Raw genomic sequence first — 17320 nt, 5'->3', positions numbered from 1 at the left:
TGCCCTCATAGGGGTGTACTCCCTGGTGGGAGCGCGCGGGCGGGACGAGTGTGGAGGGCATGACCGTATCCCCGCAGGCCGACCCCGGCACCCCACCGCCGGACGGCCCTTCCACGGCGGAGCCCTCCACCGCGACTCCTTCCGCCGCGACTTCCACCGCGGCTCCCTCCCCGGCGGCTGCCTCCCTGGCAGATCCGTCCCGGGCGGGGTCCCCCGCCGCGCCCCCGGCTCCCGCGGGTCTGCGCGCACTCGGCCCCAACTGGTACGCGGCCGTCATGGGCACCGCGATCATCGCGAGCGCGGGCGAGGCCCTCCCCCTCCAGCTGCCGCGCCCGGCGCTGGTGGCGGTGTGGGTGCTGGCCGCCGCGATGCTGGTGGCGTTGCTGGTGGCGCGCGCCGGGCACTGGGCGCGCCACGGCGACCAGGCGCGCGGCCACCTGCTGGACCCGGCGGTCGCGCCGTTCTACGGCTGTCTGTCGATGGCGCTGCTCGCCGTCGGCGGCGGAGCGCTCGCCCTGTCGGTGCCCGGAGCCGTCGGGCTGGACATGGCGCTGTGGACGGCGGGCACGGCCGTGGGGCTGCTGGCGACCGTGGCCGTGCCGTATCTGATGTCCACCCGGCACAGCATCGAGCCGGGCACCGCCGACCCCGTGTGGCTGCTGCCGGTGGTGGCGCCGATGGTGGCGGCGGCGCTGGGCCCGCCGCTGGCCGCGCACCTGCCGGCCGGACAGGCGAGGCTGACGATGCTGATGGGCTGCTACGCGCTGTTCGGAATGAGCCTGCTTGCGACGCTGCTGATCCTGCCGCTGGTCTTCTCCCGGCTGATCCACCACGGGGCGCTGCCGCTGCCGATGACGCCCACGCTCTTCCTTGTGCTCGGCCCGCTGGGGCAGTCGACCACGGCGCTGGGCAACCTCGCCGACTCCTCCCCCGGCACGTTCGGCGCGGCCTCGGTGCTGTACGGGGTGCCGGTGATGGGTTTCGCGCTGCTGTGGCTGGCGCTGTCGAGCGCCATGGTGGTGCGCGCGGTACGGCGGGGCATGGGGTTCGCGCTGACCTGGTGGGCCTTCACCTTCCCCGTCGGCACGTGTGTGACGGGGGCAGCCGCGCTGGAGCGGCACACCGGACTGCACGCCTTCGGCTGGCTGTCCGTCGCGCTTTACGCCGTCCTCGTGGTGGCCTGGCTGGCGGCGGCCGTCCGCACGGCGGGCGGCCTGTTCAGCGGAGCGCTGCTCGCAGCGCCGCCCCGATGACCTCCGGCGCCTCGCTCAACGAGGGCCCGTACCAGGTGAGATGGCGTCCGCTGACGAGCGCGGCGGGGGTCGCGGGGAACGCCTCGGGGCCGTCCTCGGCGGTGAACCGGTAGGGCTCGTCGGGCAGGACGACCAGCTCGGCGTGGCCCGGCGCGGCCAGCTGTGGCAGCGGCACCCTCGGATAGCGCTCGGCGTCGGCCGCGTGGACGTTGCGCACGCCCAGGTGAGCGAGGAGCGAGCCCGCGAAGGTGTCGCGGCCGAGGACCATCCACGGCCTGCGCCAGATGGGCACCACGGCCCGCACGTCGAACTCGGCGCGCGCCTGACGCCAGGCCGTCTCCGCCGCGTCGAGCCAGCCCGGACGCGACAGCCCGCAGCCCTCGGTGAGCACCCGGTGCAGTTCCGCGAACCCCTGCTCCAGCGTGCGGACTTCGGTGACGAGCACCCGCAGTCCCGCCGCCCGCAGGGCTGCCAAATCCTGCGGGCGGTTCTCCTCCTCGTTCGCGATCACCAGGTCCGGAGCCAGCCCGACGATGGCCGGAACGTCCGGATTCTTGGTGCCCCGCACCCTGGCGGCGCCGAGCTCCGGCGGATGCGTGCACCAGTCGGTGACGCCCACCAGCAAGTCCGGCGCGGTGACCGCGACCGCCTCGGTGAGGGACGGCACCAGGGAGACGACAGAGCGGGTCGGCATGCCCCGCACCTTACGCCGGGCGCCGTCGCCTTACGCCGGGCACCGTCAGCTCATCGCGCCGGTCCGCTCCCAGGGCCACCGAGCCGCCTCCCCCTCCGACAGCAGGGCCATCATCGTGAACAGCTTGTCCGAGAAGCCCCCGATCTCGTACCGGTTCGGCCGCGAGGTGTCCAGCGCGGACGGCGCGTAGCCGGACGTGTTGACGCCGAAGACGGGTACGTCCGCCGGGACAGCTTCGGACACGGACACGCCCCGCCCGCCGCCGCCGGGGTGGTGGAACGCCTGCATGTCCGAGACGATCACGACCCGGTCGTGCCCCTTGTAGGCGGCGCGCAGGGCCGCCACCGTCTCCGTGCCGTAGCCCACCTCCCCCAGCCGCGAGCGGAACCGCTCGATCGCCGGGAGCACCGAGCCGCCCTCGGTCAGCTGGTGCCGGAAGTGCCCGGAGGCGAAGCCGTACATCTCCACCCGCTCGCCCCGGTGGGCGAGCGTCGCGCCGAAGAGCGCGCCGACGTCCGCGTGCGTGACCGTGGAGCGCCGCGAGACGGCGGCCTGCATCGAGCCGGAGGCGTCGACGAGCAGGAGCGTACGGCCGGGCAGCGCCGGGACGTTGGCGGTCGAGGCCGCGAGCGCCTCCTCCAGCGCCTGGGCCCAGCGCAGCGAGGGCGCGGCACGGTAGGCGGACAGGAAGCGGTACGGGAACTGCCGCGAGCGCGCGATCTGCTCGGGGTCGCGCAGCCGGTCGATGACGCGCTGGGCCGCCGCGTCGCTGACGCCGGCCTGGTCGAAGTTGCGCAGGTTGCGCAGCTGCGCCATCAGCCCCATCGAGGGCAGGACGGCCTCCCAGGCGGCGGCGTCCATCGGCCCCTGGAGCCAGCCGGCCAGCGCCTCCCAGGTCATCCCGGCACTCGCGAGCGTCTCGGCGCCGTCGGGCCGGGTGAGCACGGACTGCCGGTCGGCGGCGGGCATCGCCATCAGCTCGGCGCGTGCGCGCACGGTCGGCAGCACCTCGGGCACCTGCTCGCCACGGCCGTGCCGGCGGTCGAGCGCGTGCCGGAACAGCTCGCCCTGCCACGGCTTGTCCGGCTCGGGCGCGGCGTGCGTCAGCTCCAGGACGTCGCCGAAGCGGAAGGCGTGGCTGTCGATGTCGTACTTCAGCAGTGCCTTCTCGCCGTAGAGCCGCCGCACCGCGTCGGCCAGGCCGCGCTTGACGGGCTTGGGCAGGGTGCGGCCGAAGGTGGCCGTCCAGTACGCGAGGAACTCACCGGGCTCGTCGGCGCGACGGCAGGCGGCGTCCACGATCTTCCGGTTGTCCCCGTGCAGGTTCTCGGCCAGGCGCGCGAAGACGGCGTGCGCGGCGGCGACCAGCGCGGCCGAGCGCATCTGGGCCTCGTCGCGCAGCCAGGCCACGAACCGTGCCATCCAGGCGCCGTCCTGGACGGCGACGGTGTGCACGAGGTCCGCGTACCGGTTGTCGCGCTGCTCGGCGGACTCGTAGAAGGTGTCCTCGCCGACCATGTTCACCACGGCGAGGAGGACCAGCTCGCTCTTCGCGTCGCGTACGTACGCCTTGCCGCCCTCGTGGGTGACGGTCAGCGCGTTGCGCGCGGTCGTGTCCTGACGGTTGAACTTGCTCACGATTCCCCCGAACCGAGCATGTCGAAGTCACCCGGCGGAAGCCGGGGACGAAGGGTGGATCCGGGGGTGGACGCGCACGGCATCCGGAAAGCGCCCGAGGACAGGAAGGGGTGACGGTGGGTTCGGGAAAGAAGTATCCGTCTCCCGCGCACCGGGCGCTCCGGTGTGCCGAGCACGCCCCCCGAGATCGGATGCGACGACGGGTGATTACCGCCCCGCACCAGGCGGGGACGGCTCGGGACTTGAACCCGTTCCAGACCAGAAGTAGCCGTCGTCTGCGCACCGGGAGGTGCGTTCGTTCACGTCTACGACGGTAGTTCGGGCGGCTGTCCCCGTCACACGGTTTTCCGGGCAACCGGGATGCCCCCCGCACGCGACGGGCCGCCCCGCTCTCCGGCGTACGGAGAGCGGGGCGGCCCGGTGTCGCGGAGCGCTGTCGTGTCAGACGGCGCCGGTGCTCACTTGACGGGAGCCAGCTTGTCGACGAGGCCCGGGCGGGAGTCCATCCACTTGCGTGCGGACTCCTTCTCCTTGCCCTTGCCGCCCTTCTGGATCGCGGCCTCCAGCGAGGCGAGGTCCTTCTCGGACATCTTGAAGTTCTTCAGCCAGCCGTGCAGCTCGGGGAAGTCCTTCTTGAAGTCCTTCTTGGCGGTCACGTGGATGTCGTCGCCCTTGCCCCAGGAGCCCTTGGGGTCCTTGAGCTTCTTCATGGGGTACTTGTTGTAGACCCAGTGCGGCGACCACGTGGTGGCCAGGACCGGCTTCTTCTGCTTCACCGAGCGGTCGACCTCGGAGAGCATCGAAGAGGTGCTGGAGGAGACGACCTTGTACTCCTTGTCCAGCCCGTAGTCCTTGAGGACCTTCTTGAGCACCTTCATCTCGCCCGCGCTGGACTCGATTCCGGTGATCTTGCCGCCGAACTCCTTGCTCCTGCCCTTGAGGTCGGCGAGCGAGTCGACGCCCTTGACGTACTTGGGCACGGACAGCTCCAGCGAGGTGGGGCCGTACCACTTGCCGACGTCCGTGAGCTTGGACTTGTACTTGCGCCAGTACTGCTCATGGGTGGTCGGCAGCCACGAGTCCGTCTGGACGTCCATCCGGCCCTGGGACATGGCCGTGTAGAGCGGGCCCGGGTCGAGCTGCTTCACGTTCGGCTTGTAGCCCCGGTCCTCCAGGATGTTCTCCCACAGGTAGGTGGTCGCGATGGCCTCGTCCCACGGGAAGTAGCCGATGTTGACGGGCTTTCCGGCGTCCTTGCCCTTCTTCTGCTTGCCGCCGGGCACCGGTGCCATCTTGTCCGCGAAGCCCGGGTGGTCCTTGAGCCAGTCCTTGACGGTGTCCTGCTCCCGGCCCTTGCCCGCGCCCTGGATCTTGTCCTCCAGGGAGGTGAGCTGCTTCTCGGACATCTTGAAGTTCTTCAGCCAGGAGGCCACGGTCGGCTCGTCCTTGGCGAAGCCCTTCCGGGCGACGTTGTGGATCTTCTCGCCCTTGCCGAAGGAGCCCTTGGGGTCCTGGAGCTTGGTCAGGTCGTACGCGTTGTACGCCCAGTGCGGCGACCAGAGCGTGACGGCGACCGGCTCCTTCTTCTGGATGGAGCGCTTCAGCTCGGCGAGCATCGAGGAGGTGCTGGAGGAGACGACCTTGTACTCGCCCTCCAGGCCGTAGTCCTTGAGGACCTTCTCCTTGAGGATCTTCATCTCACCGGCGCTGGACTCGATACCGATGATCTTGCCCTTGAACTTCTTGCCCTGTCCCTTGAGGTCCGCGAGCGAGTCGACGCCCTTCACGTACTTGGGCACGGACAGCTCCAGCGAGGTCGGCCCGTACCAGTCGCCGAGCTTCTCCATCTTGGAGCCGTACTTGTCCCAGTACTGGGCATGCGTGGTCGGCAGCCAGGCGTCGGTCTGGAAGTCCGTCTTGCCCTGGGCGAGGGAGGTGTAGAGCGGTCCGGCGTCCAGCTGGGTGAGGTTCGGCTTGTAGCCGCGCTGCTCCAGCACCTCCTTCCACAGGTAGGAGGTGGCGATGCCCTCGTCCCAGGGGATGTAGCCCATGTTGAGCTGCTTGCCCTTGCCGACGTTCGTCGAGCCGCCGGCCTCGTCGTCGGCGCTGGTGCCGGCGATGTTCAAGCCGCCCGCGACCAGCGCGAGGACGACAACGCCGCACAGCGCCACGGCCGTGCCCGGCTTGTAGCGGGTGAAGCGCATCCGGCCCATCACGGCGGTGGCCTTGGCTGCGGCGCGGCGGCCCAGCGGGGAGACCCGCGCGTTGAGCGCACCGGTCATCCGGTCCAGGTACATGGCCAGGATGACGACGGCGACGCCGGATTCCACACCGAGGCCGACCTGGACCTGCGTGACGGCCGCGTAGACGCGCTCACCCAGGCCGGGGGCTCCGGCCATACCGGCGATGACGACCATGGACAGCGCCAGCATGATGACCTGGTTGATACCGGCCATGATCGTCGGCAGTGCCAGCGGGAGCTGCACCCGGGTGAGGGTGTGCTTGGGGCTGGTGCCGAACGCCTCGGCGGCCTCCACCAGCTCGCTGTCGACCTGCCGGATGCCCAGTTCGGTCATCCGGACGCCGGGAGGCATCGAGAAGATGATCGTCGCCAGCAGACCGGGGGTCGTGCCGACGGAGAAGAACATCACGCCCGGGATCAGGTAGACGAAGGCGGGCATCGTCTGCATGACGTCGAGCACGGGGCGCAGCGTGGTGCTGACGGCCTTGTTGCGGGCCGCCCAGATGCCGGCGGGCACCGCGATCACGATGGTGATCACGGCCGCGGCGAGGACGAGCGAAAGCGTCGACATCGCCTCGCCCCACAGGCCGAAGGAGTCGATCAGCGCGAAGCCGGCGAAGGCGACGACTCCGGCGAGCAGTCCGCGCAGCCAGAACGCGATGACGGCGAAGATCGCCCCGAGCAGCAGCGGCTCGCCGCCCGCGAGGACCCCGTTGATCCCGTCGTACAGCCCGGTCAGAACGGTGTTGATGAAGTCGAAGAGCCAGGCGAGGTGCGTTTGCAGCCAGTCGACCGCGGTCTCGACCCAGTCACCGGGATGGAACTCAGGCACGTGCGGTCACCCCTGCGTCCTTGGCGTCGCCCTCGGCGTCGGGGCCGGCGGCGCGTGCGGCAGGCTCGGGGTCTCCGGGGCTCTCGGAGCTTTCGACGTGTGGCTCTTCGGCCAGCGCCGCGAGCAGTCTCTCGCGGTCGATGACGCCGACCGGGGTGCCCGCGTCATCGGTGACGACCATCGCGTCCTCGCTGGTGGAGAACGGGGTGAACAGCTCGGCGATCGGCGTTTCGGCGGTGACGGTGGAGGCCTCGTCCAGCTCGCCGTCCCGTATGGCGGCGGCGTCGGTCCTGGCGTCCTCCATGATCGAACCCGCGGTGAGCACCCGCGAGCGGTCCACGTCCTGGATGAAGGAGGCGACGTAGTCGGTGGCCGGGCGGACGAGGATGTCCTCCGCGGTGCCGATCTGGACGATGCGGCCGTCGCGCATGACGGCTATTCGGTCGCCGAGGCGCATGGCCTCGTTCAGGTCGTGGGTGATGAAGACGATGGTCTTCTTCAGGGTCTTCTGGAGCTCCAGGAGCTGGTCTTGCATGTCCCGGCGGATCAGCGGGTCCAGCGCGCTGAAGGATTCGTCCATGAGGAGCAGGTCGGCGTCGGTGGCCAGCGCACGGGCCAGGCCCACGCGCTGCTGCATTCCGCCGGACAGCTCGTCGGGCCAGGCCTTCTCCCAGCCCTTGAGGCCCGCCAGCTCCAGCGCCTCGGTGGCGCGCTCCTCGCGCTCCTCGCGCGGGACGCCCTGCACCTCGAGGCCGTAGCCGGCGTTCTCCAGGACGCTGCGGTGGGGGAAGAGCGCGAAGTGCTGGAAGACCATGCTGATCTTCTTGGCGCGCACCTCGCGCAGCTCGCGGGGGCGGAGGGCGGTCAGATCGTCACCGTCGTAGAGCACGCGGCCCGCCGTGGGCTCCAGCAGTCCGTTGAGCATGCGCAACAGCGTGGACTTGCCGGAACCCGAGAGGCCCATGACCACGAATATGTGACCCTCTTCGACCTCGAAAGAGGCGTCGATCACGGCCGCGGTCGTGCCCTGCGCACGCAGCTCTTCGCGGTCGGTACCGGCTTCCAGCCGGGATACGGCCTGGTCTGATCTCCGCCCGAAAACCTTGTACAGGTGCTCGGCTCTCAGCCTGGACACATTCACCTCTTGGATCGACAACAGTTGACCGGCATCCCCCCGCACGCTGTAGATGGAGCGGTGTAAATCGCTGCAAACGGCGCATACCAGAAAAGTGCACCCTACACCAAGGCTCTGCCAGGTTGCTTCTGCTCACGATTCAAGACCTCAAACCGGCAGTGACACGCTTCATAGAGGCCAAAAAGGACGCGCTGGCCACCAAGGGATCGAGCGGTCCTTGTCGGCTCCGTACGGCATCATCGGCCCGTGACCATTACCACAGCGAACACCGCACACAGCCGCCTGATGCTGCTGGACACCGCCTCGCTCTATTTCCGCGCCTACTTCGGCGTCCCCGACTCGGTCCGCGCCCCCGACGGCACCCCGGTCAACGCCGTACGCGGGCTGCTGGACTTCATCGCCAGGCTGGTCCAGGACCACCGCCCCGACGCGCTGGTGGCCTGCATGGACTTCGACTGGCGCCCCGAGTGGCGGGTCGAGCTGATCCCCTCCTACAAGGCGCACCGCGTCGCCGAGGAGGTCTCCGGCGGACCGGACACGGAGGAGACCCCCGACACCCTGAGCCCCCAGGTCCCGGTGATCGAGGAGGTGCTGGACGCGCTCGGCCTGGCCCGGCTGGGTGCCGAGGGGTACGAGGCCGACGACGTCATCGGCACCCTCGCCGGGCGCGCGAGCGGCCCGGTCGACATCGTCACCGGCGACCGGGACCTCTTCCAACTGGTCGACGACGCGCGCGGGGTGCGGGTGCTCTACCCCGTGAAGGGCGTCGGCAGCCTGGACGTGTTCGACGGGGCCGCGCTGCGCGAGAAGTACGGCGTCGACGGCTCGGGCTACGCGGACCTCGCCCTGATGCGGGGCGACCCCAGCGACGGCCTGCCCGGGGTGCGGGGCATCGGCGAGAAGACGGCGGCCAAACTGCTGGCCGAGTACGGCGATCTGGCCGGGATCCTCGCGGCCGTCGAAAAGCCCACGACGAAGCTGACGCCGTCGCAGCGCACCAAGTTCCGGGAGGCCGCCGACTACCTCGAGGTCGCACCTCGGGTGGTGCGGGTCGCCCTCGACGTGGAACTGCCCGACGCCGACCTGACACTGCCGCGCGCCCCGCGCGATCCGGAGGCGCTGGAAGCCCTCTCCGAGCGCTGGGGGCTGGGCGGTTCACTGCGGCGGCTGCTCTCGGTTCTGGGCAGCTGATCTGTTAGCTTAGGTAAGCCTAAGTTTAGCTCTGTATTGAAAGCACACAGCCGTGTTCCAGGAGGCCCCCGTGGCAGACCGCCCGGCCCGCAAGCAGCCCCAGATCCACCACGCGCGAGTGGTCCGCACCGAGCGGCTCACGCCGCACATGGTGCGCGTCGTCCTCGGCGGCGAGTCCCTGGCGGGCTTCCCGGCCGGCGAATACACCGACCACTACGTCAAGTTGCTCTTCCCCCAGCCGGATGTGACCTACCCCGAACCGTTCGACATGGCGCAGATCCGGGCCGAGATGCCCCGCGACCAGTGGCCCTCCACGCGTACGTACACCGTGCGCGAGTGGGACCCGGCGACGCTGGAGCTGACCATCGACTTCGTCGTCCACGGCGACGAGGGGCTCGCCGGCCCCTGGGCCATGGCCGCGGCGCCCGGTGACGAGGTGCGCTTCCTCGGCCCCGGCGGCGCCTACGCGCCCAGCGCCGAGGCCGACTGGCACCTCCTCGCCGGCGACGAGAGCGCCCTGCCCGCCATCGCCGCGGCGCTCGCCCACATCCCGGACGGCGCGCCCGTACGCGCGTTCATCGAGGTCGCGGGCCCGGAAGAGGAGCAGAAGCTGCCCCCGGCGCTCGGTGCCGAGATCGTATGGCTGCACCGGGGCGCGTCCCGCGTGGGTGAACGCCTCACCGAGGCCGTTCGCGACCTGGACTTCCCCACGGGCCAGGTCCATGCCTTCGTCCACGGCGAGGCCGGATTCGTCAAGGACCTCCGCCGCCACCTGCGCCTGGATCGCGGCATCGCCCGCGAGCACCTCTCCATCTCCGGCTATTGGCGCCTGGGCGCGGACGAGGACGGCTGGCAGGCGTCCAAGAAGGAGTGGAACGAGCAGGTGGAGGCCGAGCAGGAGCAGCAACAGCCGGCGGCCTGAGAGGTTCTGCGCCAGGGGCGGCGATCAACGCTCCAGCGCATCCCCCGGACAGTGCCGCGCCGTCACAGGGTTGCACCGCGCCACCCTGTGACGGTCCCCCGGCAGCTCGGCGACGTAGTCGGACCCGTACCGCGCGGCGAGCCCCGGAACGGGGAAGTCCGTACTCACCATCTGTGCCCCGGAGCCCAACGCGTCGCGCAGCATTCCCGTATCCCCGCTCGAAGCCTGATCCAGCGGCACATCGGACCGCGTCCGGACGAAGTACCCGCGGCCCACAAGGTCACGGATCACTGCCTTGTTCGCGCCGGTGGGGTCGTTGACCTTCATGAAGGCCGCGTCCGCCCGCCCGGGCTCGGAGTCGGTGAACAGCACCCGCCCCTGGAGGCTCTCGCGCCCCCCGGCGCGATACGCGTCCTGGATGTCCTGCGCGTCGTTGTCCATGAAGAACATGACCTGCCCCCTGGTGTCCCGCACCTTGGGCCAGCCCCTCTTGAGCACGGACTGCTCCAGCGTCTCGCCCCGGCGGCGGATGTCATCGGCGGTGACGGTGTCCTGGTCGGGGAAGACGGAGCGGATCTCCTTGTCCAGCGCGTCGAGCATCGCGGTGTCCCACGGCGGGCTCTTGGCGCCGCCCAGCTCCTCCAGACGCGGATCGGTCTGCTTCAGCTCCAGCAGGATCGGTACGGCCACATGCCCGGGACGGCTGTCGGACCACTTCTTGACGTCGCGCAGACAGCCGCGCAGCGTCACACAGGTGGAGCGGTAGTCGAAGTCCGCCCAGTGCAGCACCTTGAAGCCGGGCTTCTTCCAGTCGGGGTCGGCCAGCGGGGGCAGCCCGGCCTGCTTGCGGATCAGCGGATCCGCGTAGAGCCCGCCCTCGGGGTCGGGGAAGACGTCCAGCTCGATGCCCCGCGCGCGCTGCCGCTCGAACTGCACCGGCAGCGAAGAGTGGCTGTAGAGCAGCGTCTGCCAGTTCGGGTCGTGCTGTGACATCAGCTTCTGCTCGGCGAAGGAGGCTTCGCGGTGGTAGCTGTTGTGCGTGGCCATGGCCTGGATCTGGGTCAGCTTCAGGTTCCCGGCCGGATCGCCGTGGTGGCCTCCGCCGCCGGGCCGGGCCTGGGCCGCGGACGAGAGCGCCGCGACCGCGGCGATCGCGGTCACGGCGCAGGCCCAGCGGCGGAGGAGGGATCTGGTTCTCGTACGCACTTGAGCCCCCTGGAGAGACGGGACGCGCGGGGTCGCGCGTGTCACACGAGACGCTGCCGGGCCCGTACGACCAGCCCGTGCCCGGCAGTTGACGCACCGCTGAACATCCCGCCCGGTGCCCGGCCCGTCAACACCGCACACGCCGCACGCCGCCCCCCGCCAGGGACCCGCCACTGCCAAGGACCCGCCACTTCGAGAAGGGCTGCCCCGCGGCAGGCCCGCGCCGCCGGGCGCCTCAGCGCACCTTGGCGAAGAACTCCCGCATGTCGGCGGCCATCGCCTCGGGCTGGTCCATCGCGAGGAAGTGGTGCCCCTGGGGGTTTCCCTCCGGCCAGTGCAGGATCTTGGTGTGCCGCTCGGCGAGCCTGCGCACACCGGGCGGGCCGCTGTAGACGCCGGTGGGTGCCTCGGTACAGCCGCGCGGCCAGCCGAAGCCGCTGCTCTCGTAGTAGGGCCAGGCGGAGGTACCCAGGGTCTCCGTCAGCCAGTAGAGGCTCACATTCGTCAAGAACAGGTCCCGCTCGATGGTCTCCTCCAGCGGCTTGCCCGTCGCGTTGAACTCGTGGAACTTCTGCGCCATCCACGCCAGCGCACCGACCGGTGAGTCGTTCCAGCCGTAGGCGAAGGTCTGGGGCGCGGCGCGCAGCAGCGCATGGTGGTCCACGCCCCGCGTCCAGTCCGCCCCCATCAGCGCCTCGTAGGAGGCCCGCTCGTCCTCCGTCAGCTCGGGTACGTCCTCGGCCGTCGGGAAGCCGAGCCCGGCGATGATGTAGACCCCGGCGACGTGCCCGGGATCGGCCCGCGCCACCTCGGGTGCCACGTAGGCCCCGAAGTCCCCGCCCTGGGTGCCGTAGTGCCGGTATCCCAGGCGGCGCATCAGCTCGGCCCACAGCCGCCCGACCCGCGCCGCGTCCCAGCCGGTTCCGCTCGGCGGCCCGGAGAAGCCGAAGCCGGGCACGGACGGAACGACGACGTGGAACGCCTGGTCCGCCTCGGCCCCGTACGCGCGCGGGTCGGTGAGCGGGCCGATGAGGCGGGTGAACTCCAGGAAGGAGCTGGGCCAGCCGTGGGTGAGCAGCAGCGGCAGCGCGCCGGGCTCGGGAGAGCGGACGTGCAGGAAGTGCACATCCGTCCCCTCGATCTCGGTCATGAACTGGGGGAACTCGTTGAGCGCCCCCTCCTGCGCCCGCCAGTCGAAGCCGTCGGCCCAGTAGTCCGCCAGCTCCCGCAGCACCGTCGCGGGTACGCCCCTGCTCCAGCCCTCACCGGGCAGTTCACGGGGCCAGCGGGTACTGGCGAGCCGCTGGCGGAGGTCGTCCAGGCCGGCCTGGGGAACGTCTATACGGAACGGGCGGATCTGTGAGGTCATGCGGAAAAGGTACGGGCCCTTGCGGACATCTTCTGTCCGCAAGGGCCCGGCCCCGCACACCCGTTCCTTCAGGTCCTCGTCCCCGAAACGCTGTTCCCGGGTTCCTTATCCCACGCTCGAATACGCCACGACACCGCGCAGCATGGCGTCGATGGCCTTACGGGCGTTCTTCGGCACCGTGCCGACATCCGGCGCAGCGGCTGCCAACTGGCCCAGGACATCGATGACCTGCTTGCACCAGCGCACGAAGTCACCGGCGGGCATGTCGGCCTCGCGGAGCACCTCATCCAGCCCGTGGCCCTCGGCCCACCGGTAGGCGGCCCAGGCGAACCCCAGGTCGGGCTCGCGCTGGCCGACACCCTCGGCCGCCGTGATGCGGTGGTCCTCCTCCAGCGCGTCCAGCCGGCCCCAGATGCGCACCATCTCGCCGAGCGCGGTGCGGGCCCGGCCTCCGGGGAGCTTGGGCGGCAGCGCGTCGTCGTTGCTGCGCGCCTCGAACACCAGCGCCGAGCAGCAGGCGGCCAGTTCGGCGGGCGGCAGGCCCTCCCACACGCCGTCGCGCAGGCACTCGGAGGCCAGCAGGTCCAGCTCCCCGTACAGCCGTGCCAGCACCCGGCCGTCGTCGGTGACATGGTCGCCGGAGAGGTAGCCCAGCTCGGACAGGAGAGCGTAGACCCGGTCGAAGGTGCGCGCGATGGTGTTCGTACGGCCCTCGATACGGCGCTCCAACTGCCGGGTGTCGCGCTTGAGACGGTGATAGCGCTCGGCCCAGCGAGCGTGATCCTCCCGCTCGTCGCAGCCGTGGCACGGGTGCTGACGGATGGCCGCGCGCAGCCTGTTGATCTCGGTGTCGTCGGCGGCTTCCGAGCGCTCCTTGCGGTGCCGGGAGGGCACCAGGTGCCCGGCCCTGGTGCGCAGCGCGGAGGCCAGATCGCGGCGGGACTGGGGGCTGCGTGCGTTGAAACTCTTGGGGATACGCATCCGGTCCAGCGGCTCGACGGGCACCGGGAAGTCCATCGCGCCCAGCCGCTTGACCTGCCGCTGCGCCGTCAGCACCAGCGGACGCGGCCCCTCCGGCTCGGCGTGCCGGTCATAGCCCCTGCGGCCCTGGCTGCCGCGCCCGCCGCCGACGCCCGGGTCCAGCACCAGCGCGAGCCCGGCGAACTTGCCGGTCGGCACGTGGATGACGTCGCCCGGCTTGAGCTTTTCCAGCGCGGCGGCGGCCTGCACCCGGCGCTGTACGGCACCCTGCTTGGCCAGCTCCGTCTCCCGGTCCTTCAGCTCTCTGCGCATCCGCGCGTACTCCGCGAAGTCGCCCAGGTGGCAGGTCATCGAGGCGCGGTAGCCCTCCATGCCCTCCTCGTTCTTCTGCACCTGACGGGAGATGCCGACGACCGAGCGGTCCGCCTGGAACTGCGCGAAGGAGGTCTCCAGCAGCTCCCGCGAGCGGTGCCTGCCGAACTGGGCGACGAGGTTGACCGCCATGTTGTACGACGGCTTGAAGGAGGAGCGCAGCGGATAGGTGCGTGCACCGGCCAGCCCGGCGAGCGCGCCCGGATCCATGCCGCGCTGCCACAGCACCACCGCGTGGCCCTCCACGTCGATACCGCGCCGCCCGGCCCGGCCGGTGAGCTGGGTGAACTCACCGGGGGTGATGTCGGCGTGCTGCTCGCCGTTCCACTTGACGAGCTTTTCCAGCACGACGGAGCGCGCGGGCATGTTGATGCCCAGCGCGAGGGTCTCGGTGGCGAAGACGGCCTTCACCAGCCCGCGCACGAACAGCTCTTCGACGACCTCCTTGAAGGTCGGCAGCATCCCGGCATGGTGCGCGGCGATGCCCCGCTCCAGGCCCTCCAGCCACTCGAAGTAGCCGAGCACATGCAGGTCGGTGTCGGGGATGTCGGCGGTGCGCTCCTCGACCAGCTCGCGGACCTTGGCGCGGGCCGCGTTGTCGTTGAGCCGGAGCCCGGAATAGAGGCACTGCTGGACGGCGGCCTCGCAGCCGGCCCGGCTGAAGATGAAGGTGATGGCGGGCAGCAGACCCTCCGAGTCCAGCCTGTCGATCACCTCGGGGCGGCTGGGCGTCCAGATGCGGGCTCGCTGGCGGCGCTCCCGCTCCCGGTCCGCCTCGCGCTTGGGACGGCCTCCCCTGCGGTCCCTGGGGCCGCTGGGCCGGCTGTTCTCCATCCGGGCCATCCGCACCAGGTCGGGGTTGACCTCGCGCTTGTCGCCGGACTCCTCGAACAGGTCGTACATCCGCCGTCCGGCGAGCACGTGCTGCCACAGCGGCACGGGCCGGTGCTCGGAGACGATCACCTCGGTGTCCCCGCGCACCGTGTCCAGCCAGTCGCCGAACTCTTCCGCGTTGGAGACCGTCGCCGAGAGGGAGACCAGGGCGACCGACTCGGGGAGGTGGATGATGACCTCCTCCCACACGGCGCCACGGAAGCGGTCCGAGAGGTAGTGCACCTCGTCCATGACGACATGGCCGAGGCCCAGCAGGGACTTGGATCCGGCGTAGAGCATGTTCCGCAGGACCTCTGTCGTCATCACGACGACGGGGGCCTCGGAATTGACGCTGTTGTCACCGGTCAGCAGGCCGACCTTGGCGGCGCCGTAGCGCTTGACCAGGTCTTGATACTTCTGGTTGGACAGCGCCTTGATCGGGGTGGTGTAGAAACACTTGCGGCCCTGGCTGAGGGCGAGGTGGACGGCGAACTCGCCCACGATGGTCTTGCCTGAGCCGGTCGGCGCCGCGACCAGCACTCCCTTTCCTGCTTCGAGGGCTTGGCACGCCTCGATCTGGAACGCGTCCAGATCGAAGTCGTACAGGTCACGGAAGGGGGCGAGAGCGGTGGCCTGCTCCGCGGCACGCTTGCGCGCCACGGAGTACCGCTCAGCGGGGGACAGGTCCTCGGTCATTGTGTCTACGAGACTACCGGCCACCTCTGACAGAACTCACGATCTTTACCGGCCCATGGCACGAACCCCGTGGTCAGAGCCTCGCAGTCCCCCACGGCCGTCAGGTGGCGTCGTCGTAGCCGTTCAGCCTGCGGGGCCCGCCGGGCTCGTCGTCGTCGGAGACCGGACGCGGCCCGGGCACGGCGTCGGTGGCGCCGACGGCCTCGGGGGTGTGGTCGAGCGAGGAGGCTTCGTCGTCGTCGAGATCCGCGTACGGGTCGGTACGGCGGCGGCGACGGTCGTTGAAGAGACAGACCCCCACGGCGCCGAAGTACAGAATGACGATCGGCGCTGCCAGCGCGCACATCGTCAGCGGGTCACCGGTCGGGGTCGCGACGGCCGCGAAGACCGTGATGCCCAGCACCATGGCCCGCCACCAGCCCAGCAGCCGCTTGCCGGTCAGCACGCCGCCGACATTGAGCAGCACGAGCAGCAGCGGCAGCTCGAAGGCCAGGCCGAAGACGATGACGAGGCGGGTGACGATGTCGAGGAAGTCGTCGAGCGGGATCAGGTTGCCCGCGCCCTCGGGGCTGAAGTCCAGCAGCGCCTTGGCGGCGGTCGGCAGGATCACGTAGGCGAGGCAGGCGCCCGCGAGGAACAGCGGCGCCCCGACGCCGACGAAGGAGCGCGCGTACTTCTTCTCGTGCTGGTGCAGGCCCGGCGCGAGGAAGCCCCACAGCTGGTAGAGCCAGATCGGGGAGGCGGCGACCACACCGGCGGTGAGGGCCACCTTCAGCATGAGCGTGAAGGGCGCGATCAGGCCGCTGATGGTGATCTCGGCGCAGGTCTGGCCGTCCTTGGACTCACCGAAGCCGTCGGGACAGCCCACCGAATCCTGGACGGGTCCCATCAGGAACTCGGCGATCTGCTTGTAGTAGAACATCGCCACGATCGTGACGACGAGGATCGCCAGGACCGACTTCATCAGGCGGTTGCGCAACTCCCGCAGGTGCTCCGCGAGGGGCATCCGGCCCTCGGGGTCCTGCTCCCGTTTACCCTGCTTGCGGGCGGACTTGAGCAACCTTCGTCCTCAGTCTCGAAGTGTCGGAAACGGCCCGTGGGGGCGCGGCGGTCAGCCCTGCTTCTGCTGGTTCTGCTCGGTGACGGGACGCGAGGTCGCGACATCACCGGGAGCGGCCTGGATGGTCTTGGGAGCCGCCTGCTGGGCGTCGGCGGACTTGCCCGCCTCGGCCTCGCCCTCGGCGGAGCCCTCCTTCTTCATCTGCTTGGCCTCGCTCTTGAGGATGCGCGCCGACTTGCCGAGCGAACGGGCCATGTCCGGGAGCTTCTTGGCGCCGAACAGCAGCAGGATGACAAGGAGAATCAGAACGATCTCCATGGGCTTCAAACCTGCAATCATGTGCCACTACCTTCTCGCCGGGGCGGCGTGTGTCCTTGCCTGCCGGATGAATCGGACTGGCTTCATCGTGCTGACGTGCCGGTATCGATCGTAACCCTGTGGAGTGAACACCGGGCAATCCCCGTGCATACGCCCGATTGCGTGCTCCAGCCGTCATCGACGCGGCATGGGCAGCCTACCCCTCCCTAGTCCGGACCAGGAGACCGCCTTCGCGTCTCCTATGTCTCGAATGGTCCTTGCGTCTCGCCGGAGCCAGGCTGCCGGCCGCCCCGGGCCGCCAGCGGCATCGCCGCACGCTCCAGGCTCTCCGCGGCCCGGGTGATCCGCTCCGAGCTGTCGCCGACCGCACGTGAGAAACGGCGCACCTCCAGCCCGACCCGTACGGCGAGCACCCCGAGCACGGCGATCCCGCAGAACGCGAGCACCAGAAAGAACATCGGCCAGAGCATGGGGAGCAGCCTAAACGCTCCGCTGGAAGTCCGGTACGCCGTCTGCGGGAGAGTCGTGGCTGGTCGCG

13 protein-coding genes are annotated in these 17320 nt (G+C 70.3%); 3 read left to right on the top strand and 10 right to left on the bottom strand.

The window, feature by feature from the left end; all coding sequences use genetic code 11:
* Nucleotides 1–59: 59 nt before the first annotated feature.
* Entirely contained in the window at nt 60–1253 is a 1194-nt protein-coding gene (locus OHB04_RS36100) for a TDT family transporter (RefSeq protein ID WP_326809107.1), read from the top strand.
* Here OHB04_RS36100 and OHB04_RS36095 read toward each other — a convergent pair.
* From OHB04_RS36095 to OHB04_RS36080, 4 genes are all read right to left on the bottom strand, one after another.
* Nucleotides 1219–1947 (bottom strand): helical backbone metal receptor, encoded by a 729-nt coding sequence (locus OHB04_RS36095; protein ID WP_326809106.1) that lies wholly within the window; start codon nt 1945–1947, stop codon nt 1219–1221. The genes OHB04_RS36100 and OHB04_RS36095 overlap by 35 nt on opposite strands.
* A gap of 45 nt (nt 1948–1992) precedes the next feature.
* On the bottom strand, nt 1993–3585 hold the full coding sequence (locus OHB04_RS36090; protein WP_326809105.1) for a TROVE domain-containing protein: 1593 nt from the start codon (nt 3583–3585) through the stop codon (nt 1993–1995).
* Nucleotides 3586–4043: 458 nt separating this feature from the next.
* Nucleotides 4044–6659: an ABC transporter permease/substrate binding protein gene (locus tag OHB04_RS36085; protein WP_326691847.1), complete on the bottom strand. Its 2616-nt coding sequence runs from the start codon at nt 6657–6659 to the stop codon at nt 4044–4046.
* Nucleotides 6652–7794: a quaternary amine ABC transporter ATP-binding protein gene (locus OHB04_RS36080; protein WP_326691846.1), complete on the bottom strand. Its 1143-nt coding sequence runs from the start codon at nt 7792–7794 to the stop codon at nt 6652–6654. The genes OHB04_RS36085 and OHB04_RS36080 overlap by 8 nt, the downstream gene beginning before the upstream one ends.
* Before the next feature lie 285 nt (nt 7795–8079).
* On the opposite strand from OHB04_RS36080, the gene OHB04_RS36075 reads away from it, so the two are divergent.
* Together OHB04_RS36075 and OHB04_RS36070 are read left to right on the top strand one after the other, a co-directional pair.
* Nucleotides 8080–8985 carry a 5'-3' exonuclease gene (locus OHB04_RS36075; RefSeq protein ID WP_326693076.1) on the top strand — a complete coding sequence of 302 codons (906 nt, stop codon included), beginning with the start codon at nt 8080–8082 and terminating at the stop codon, nt 8983–8985.
* Nucleotides 8986–9055: 70 nt separating this feature from the next.
* Nucleotides 9056–9907: a siderophore-interacting protein gene (locus OHB04_RS36070; protein ID WP_326809104.1), complete on the top strand. Its 852-nt coding sequence runs from the start codon at nt 9056–9058 to the stop codon at nt 9905–9907.
* Nucleotides 9908–9931: 24 nt separating this feature from the next.
* Here the strand turns inward: OHB04_RS36070 and OHB04_RS36065 are convergent, their stop codons facing one another.
* The 6 genes from OHB04_RS36065 to OHB04_RS36040 all read right to left on the bottom strand — a co-directional run bounded on the left by OHB04_RS36065 (nt 9932) and on the right by OHB04_RS36040 (nt 17252).
* The gene (locus OHB04_RS36065; protein ID WP_326809103.1) at nt 9932–11113 is read right to left on the bottom strand and encodes a phosphatidylinositol-specific phospholipase C1-like protein; all 1182 of its coding nucleotides are present in this window, start codon (nt 11111–11113) and stop codon (nt 9932–9934) included.
* A 235-nt stretch (nt 11114–11348) separates the two neighbouring features.
* Nucleotides 11349–12482: an epoxide hydrolase family protein gene (locus OHB04_RS36060; protein ID WP_326691843.1), complete on the bottom strand. Its 1134-nt coding sequence runs from the start codon at nt 12480–12482 to the stop codon at nt 11349–11351.
* Between the two features lie 105 nt (nt 12483–12587).
* The gene (locus tag OHB04_RS36055; protein ID WP_326691842.1) at nt 12588–15404 is read right to left on the bottom strand and encodes a DEAD/DEAH box helicase; all 2817 of its coding nucleotides are present in this window, start codon (nt 15402–15404) and stop codon (nt 12588–12590) included.
* A 100-nt stretch (nt 15405–15504) separates the two neighbouring features.
* Nucleotides 15505–16464, bottom strand: a complete 960-nt coding sequence (gene tatC / locus OHB04_RS36050) for a twin-arginine translocase subunit TatC (protein WP_326691841.1) — start codon at nt 16462–16464, stop codon at nt 15505–15507.
* A gap of 51 nt (nt 16465–16515) precedes the next feature.
* Nucleotides 16516–16803, bottom strand: coding sequence for a Sec-independent protein translocase subunit TatA (gene tatA, locus OHB04_RS36045; RefSeq protein WP_326691840.1), 288 nt, complete (start codon nt 16801–16803; stop codon nt 16516–16518).
* A 218-nt stretch (nt 16804–17021) separates the two neighbouring features.
* Nucleotides 17022–17252 (bottom strand): hypothetical protein, encoded by a 231-nt coding sequence (locus OHB04_RS36040; RefSeq protein WP_326691839.1) that lies wholly within the window; start codon nt 17250–17252, stop codon nt 17022–17024.
* Nucleotides 17253–17320: the final 68 nt, after the last annotated feature.

Source organism: Streptomyces sp. NBC_01775, from assembly GCF_035917675.1.
Classification (GTDB): Bacteria; Actinomycetota; Actinomycetes; order Streptomycetales; family Streptomycetaceae; genus Streptomyces.
Note: the sequence above shows the minus strand (reverse complement) of the source record. Positions and strands in the feature narration are given on the sequence as shown.

Excerpts from the sequence above, each read along its gene's own strand:
- OHB04_RS36100 (WP_326809107.1), top strand. The coding sequence starts at position 60 with ATGACCGTATCCCCGCAGGCCGACCCCGGCACCCCACCGCCGGACGGC.
- OHB04_RS36095 (WP_326809106.1), bottom strand. The coding sequence starts at position 1,947 with ATGCCGACCCGCTCTGTCGTCTCCCTGGTGCCGTCCCTCACCGAGGCG.
- OHB04_RS36075 (WP_326693076.1), top strand. The coding sequence starts at position 8,080 with ATGCTGCTGGACACCGCCTCGCTCTATTTCCGCGCCTACTTCGGCGTC.
- OHB04_RS36060 (WP_326691843.1), bottom strand. The coding sequence starts at position 12,482 with ATGACCTCACAGATCCGCCCGTTCCGTATAGACGTTCCCCAGGCCGGC.
- OHB04_RS36055 (WP_326691842.1), bottom strand. The coding sequence starts at position 15,404 with ATGACCGAGGACCTGTCCCCCGCTGAGCGGTACTCCGTGGCGCGCAAG.
- tatA (WP_326691840.1), bottom strand. The coding sequence starts at position 16,803 with ATGATTGCAGGTTTGAAGCCCATGGAGATCGTTCTGATTCTCCTTGTC.
- OHB04_RS36040 (WP_326691839.1), bottom strand. The coding sequence starts at position 17,252 with ATGCTCTGGCCGATGTTCTTTCTGGTGCTCGCGTTCTGCGGGATCGCC.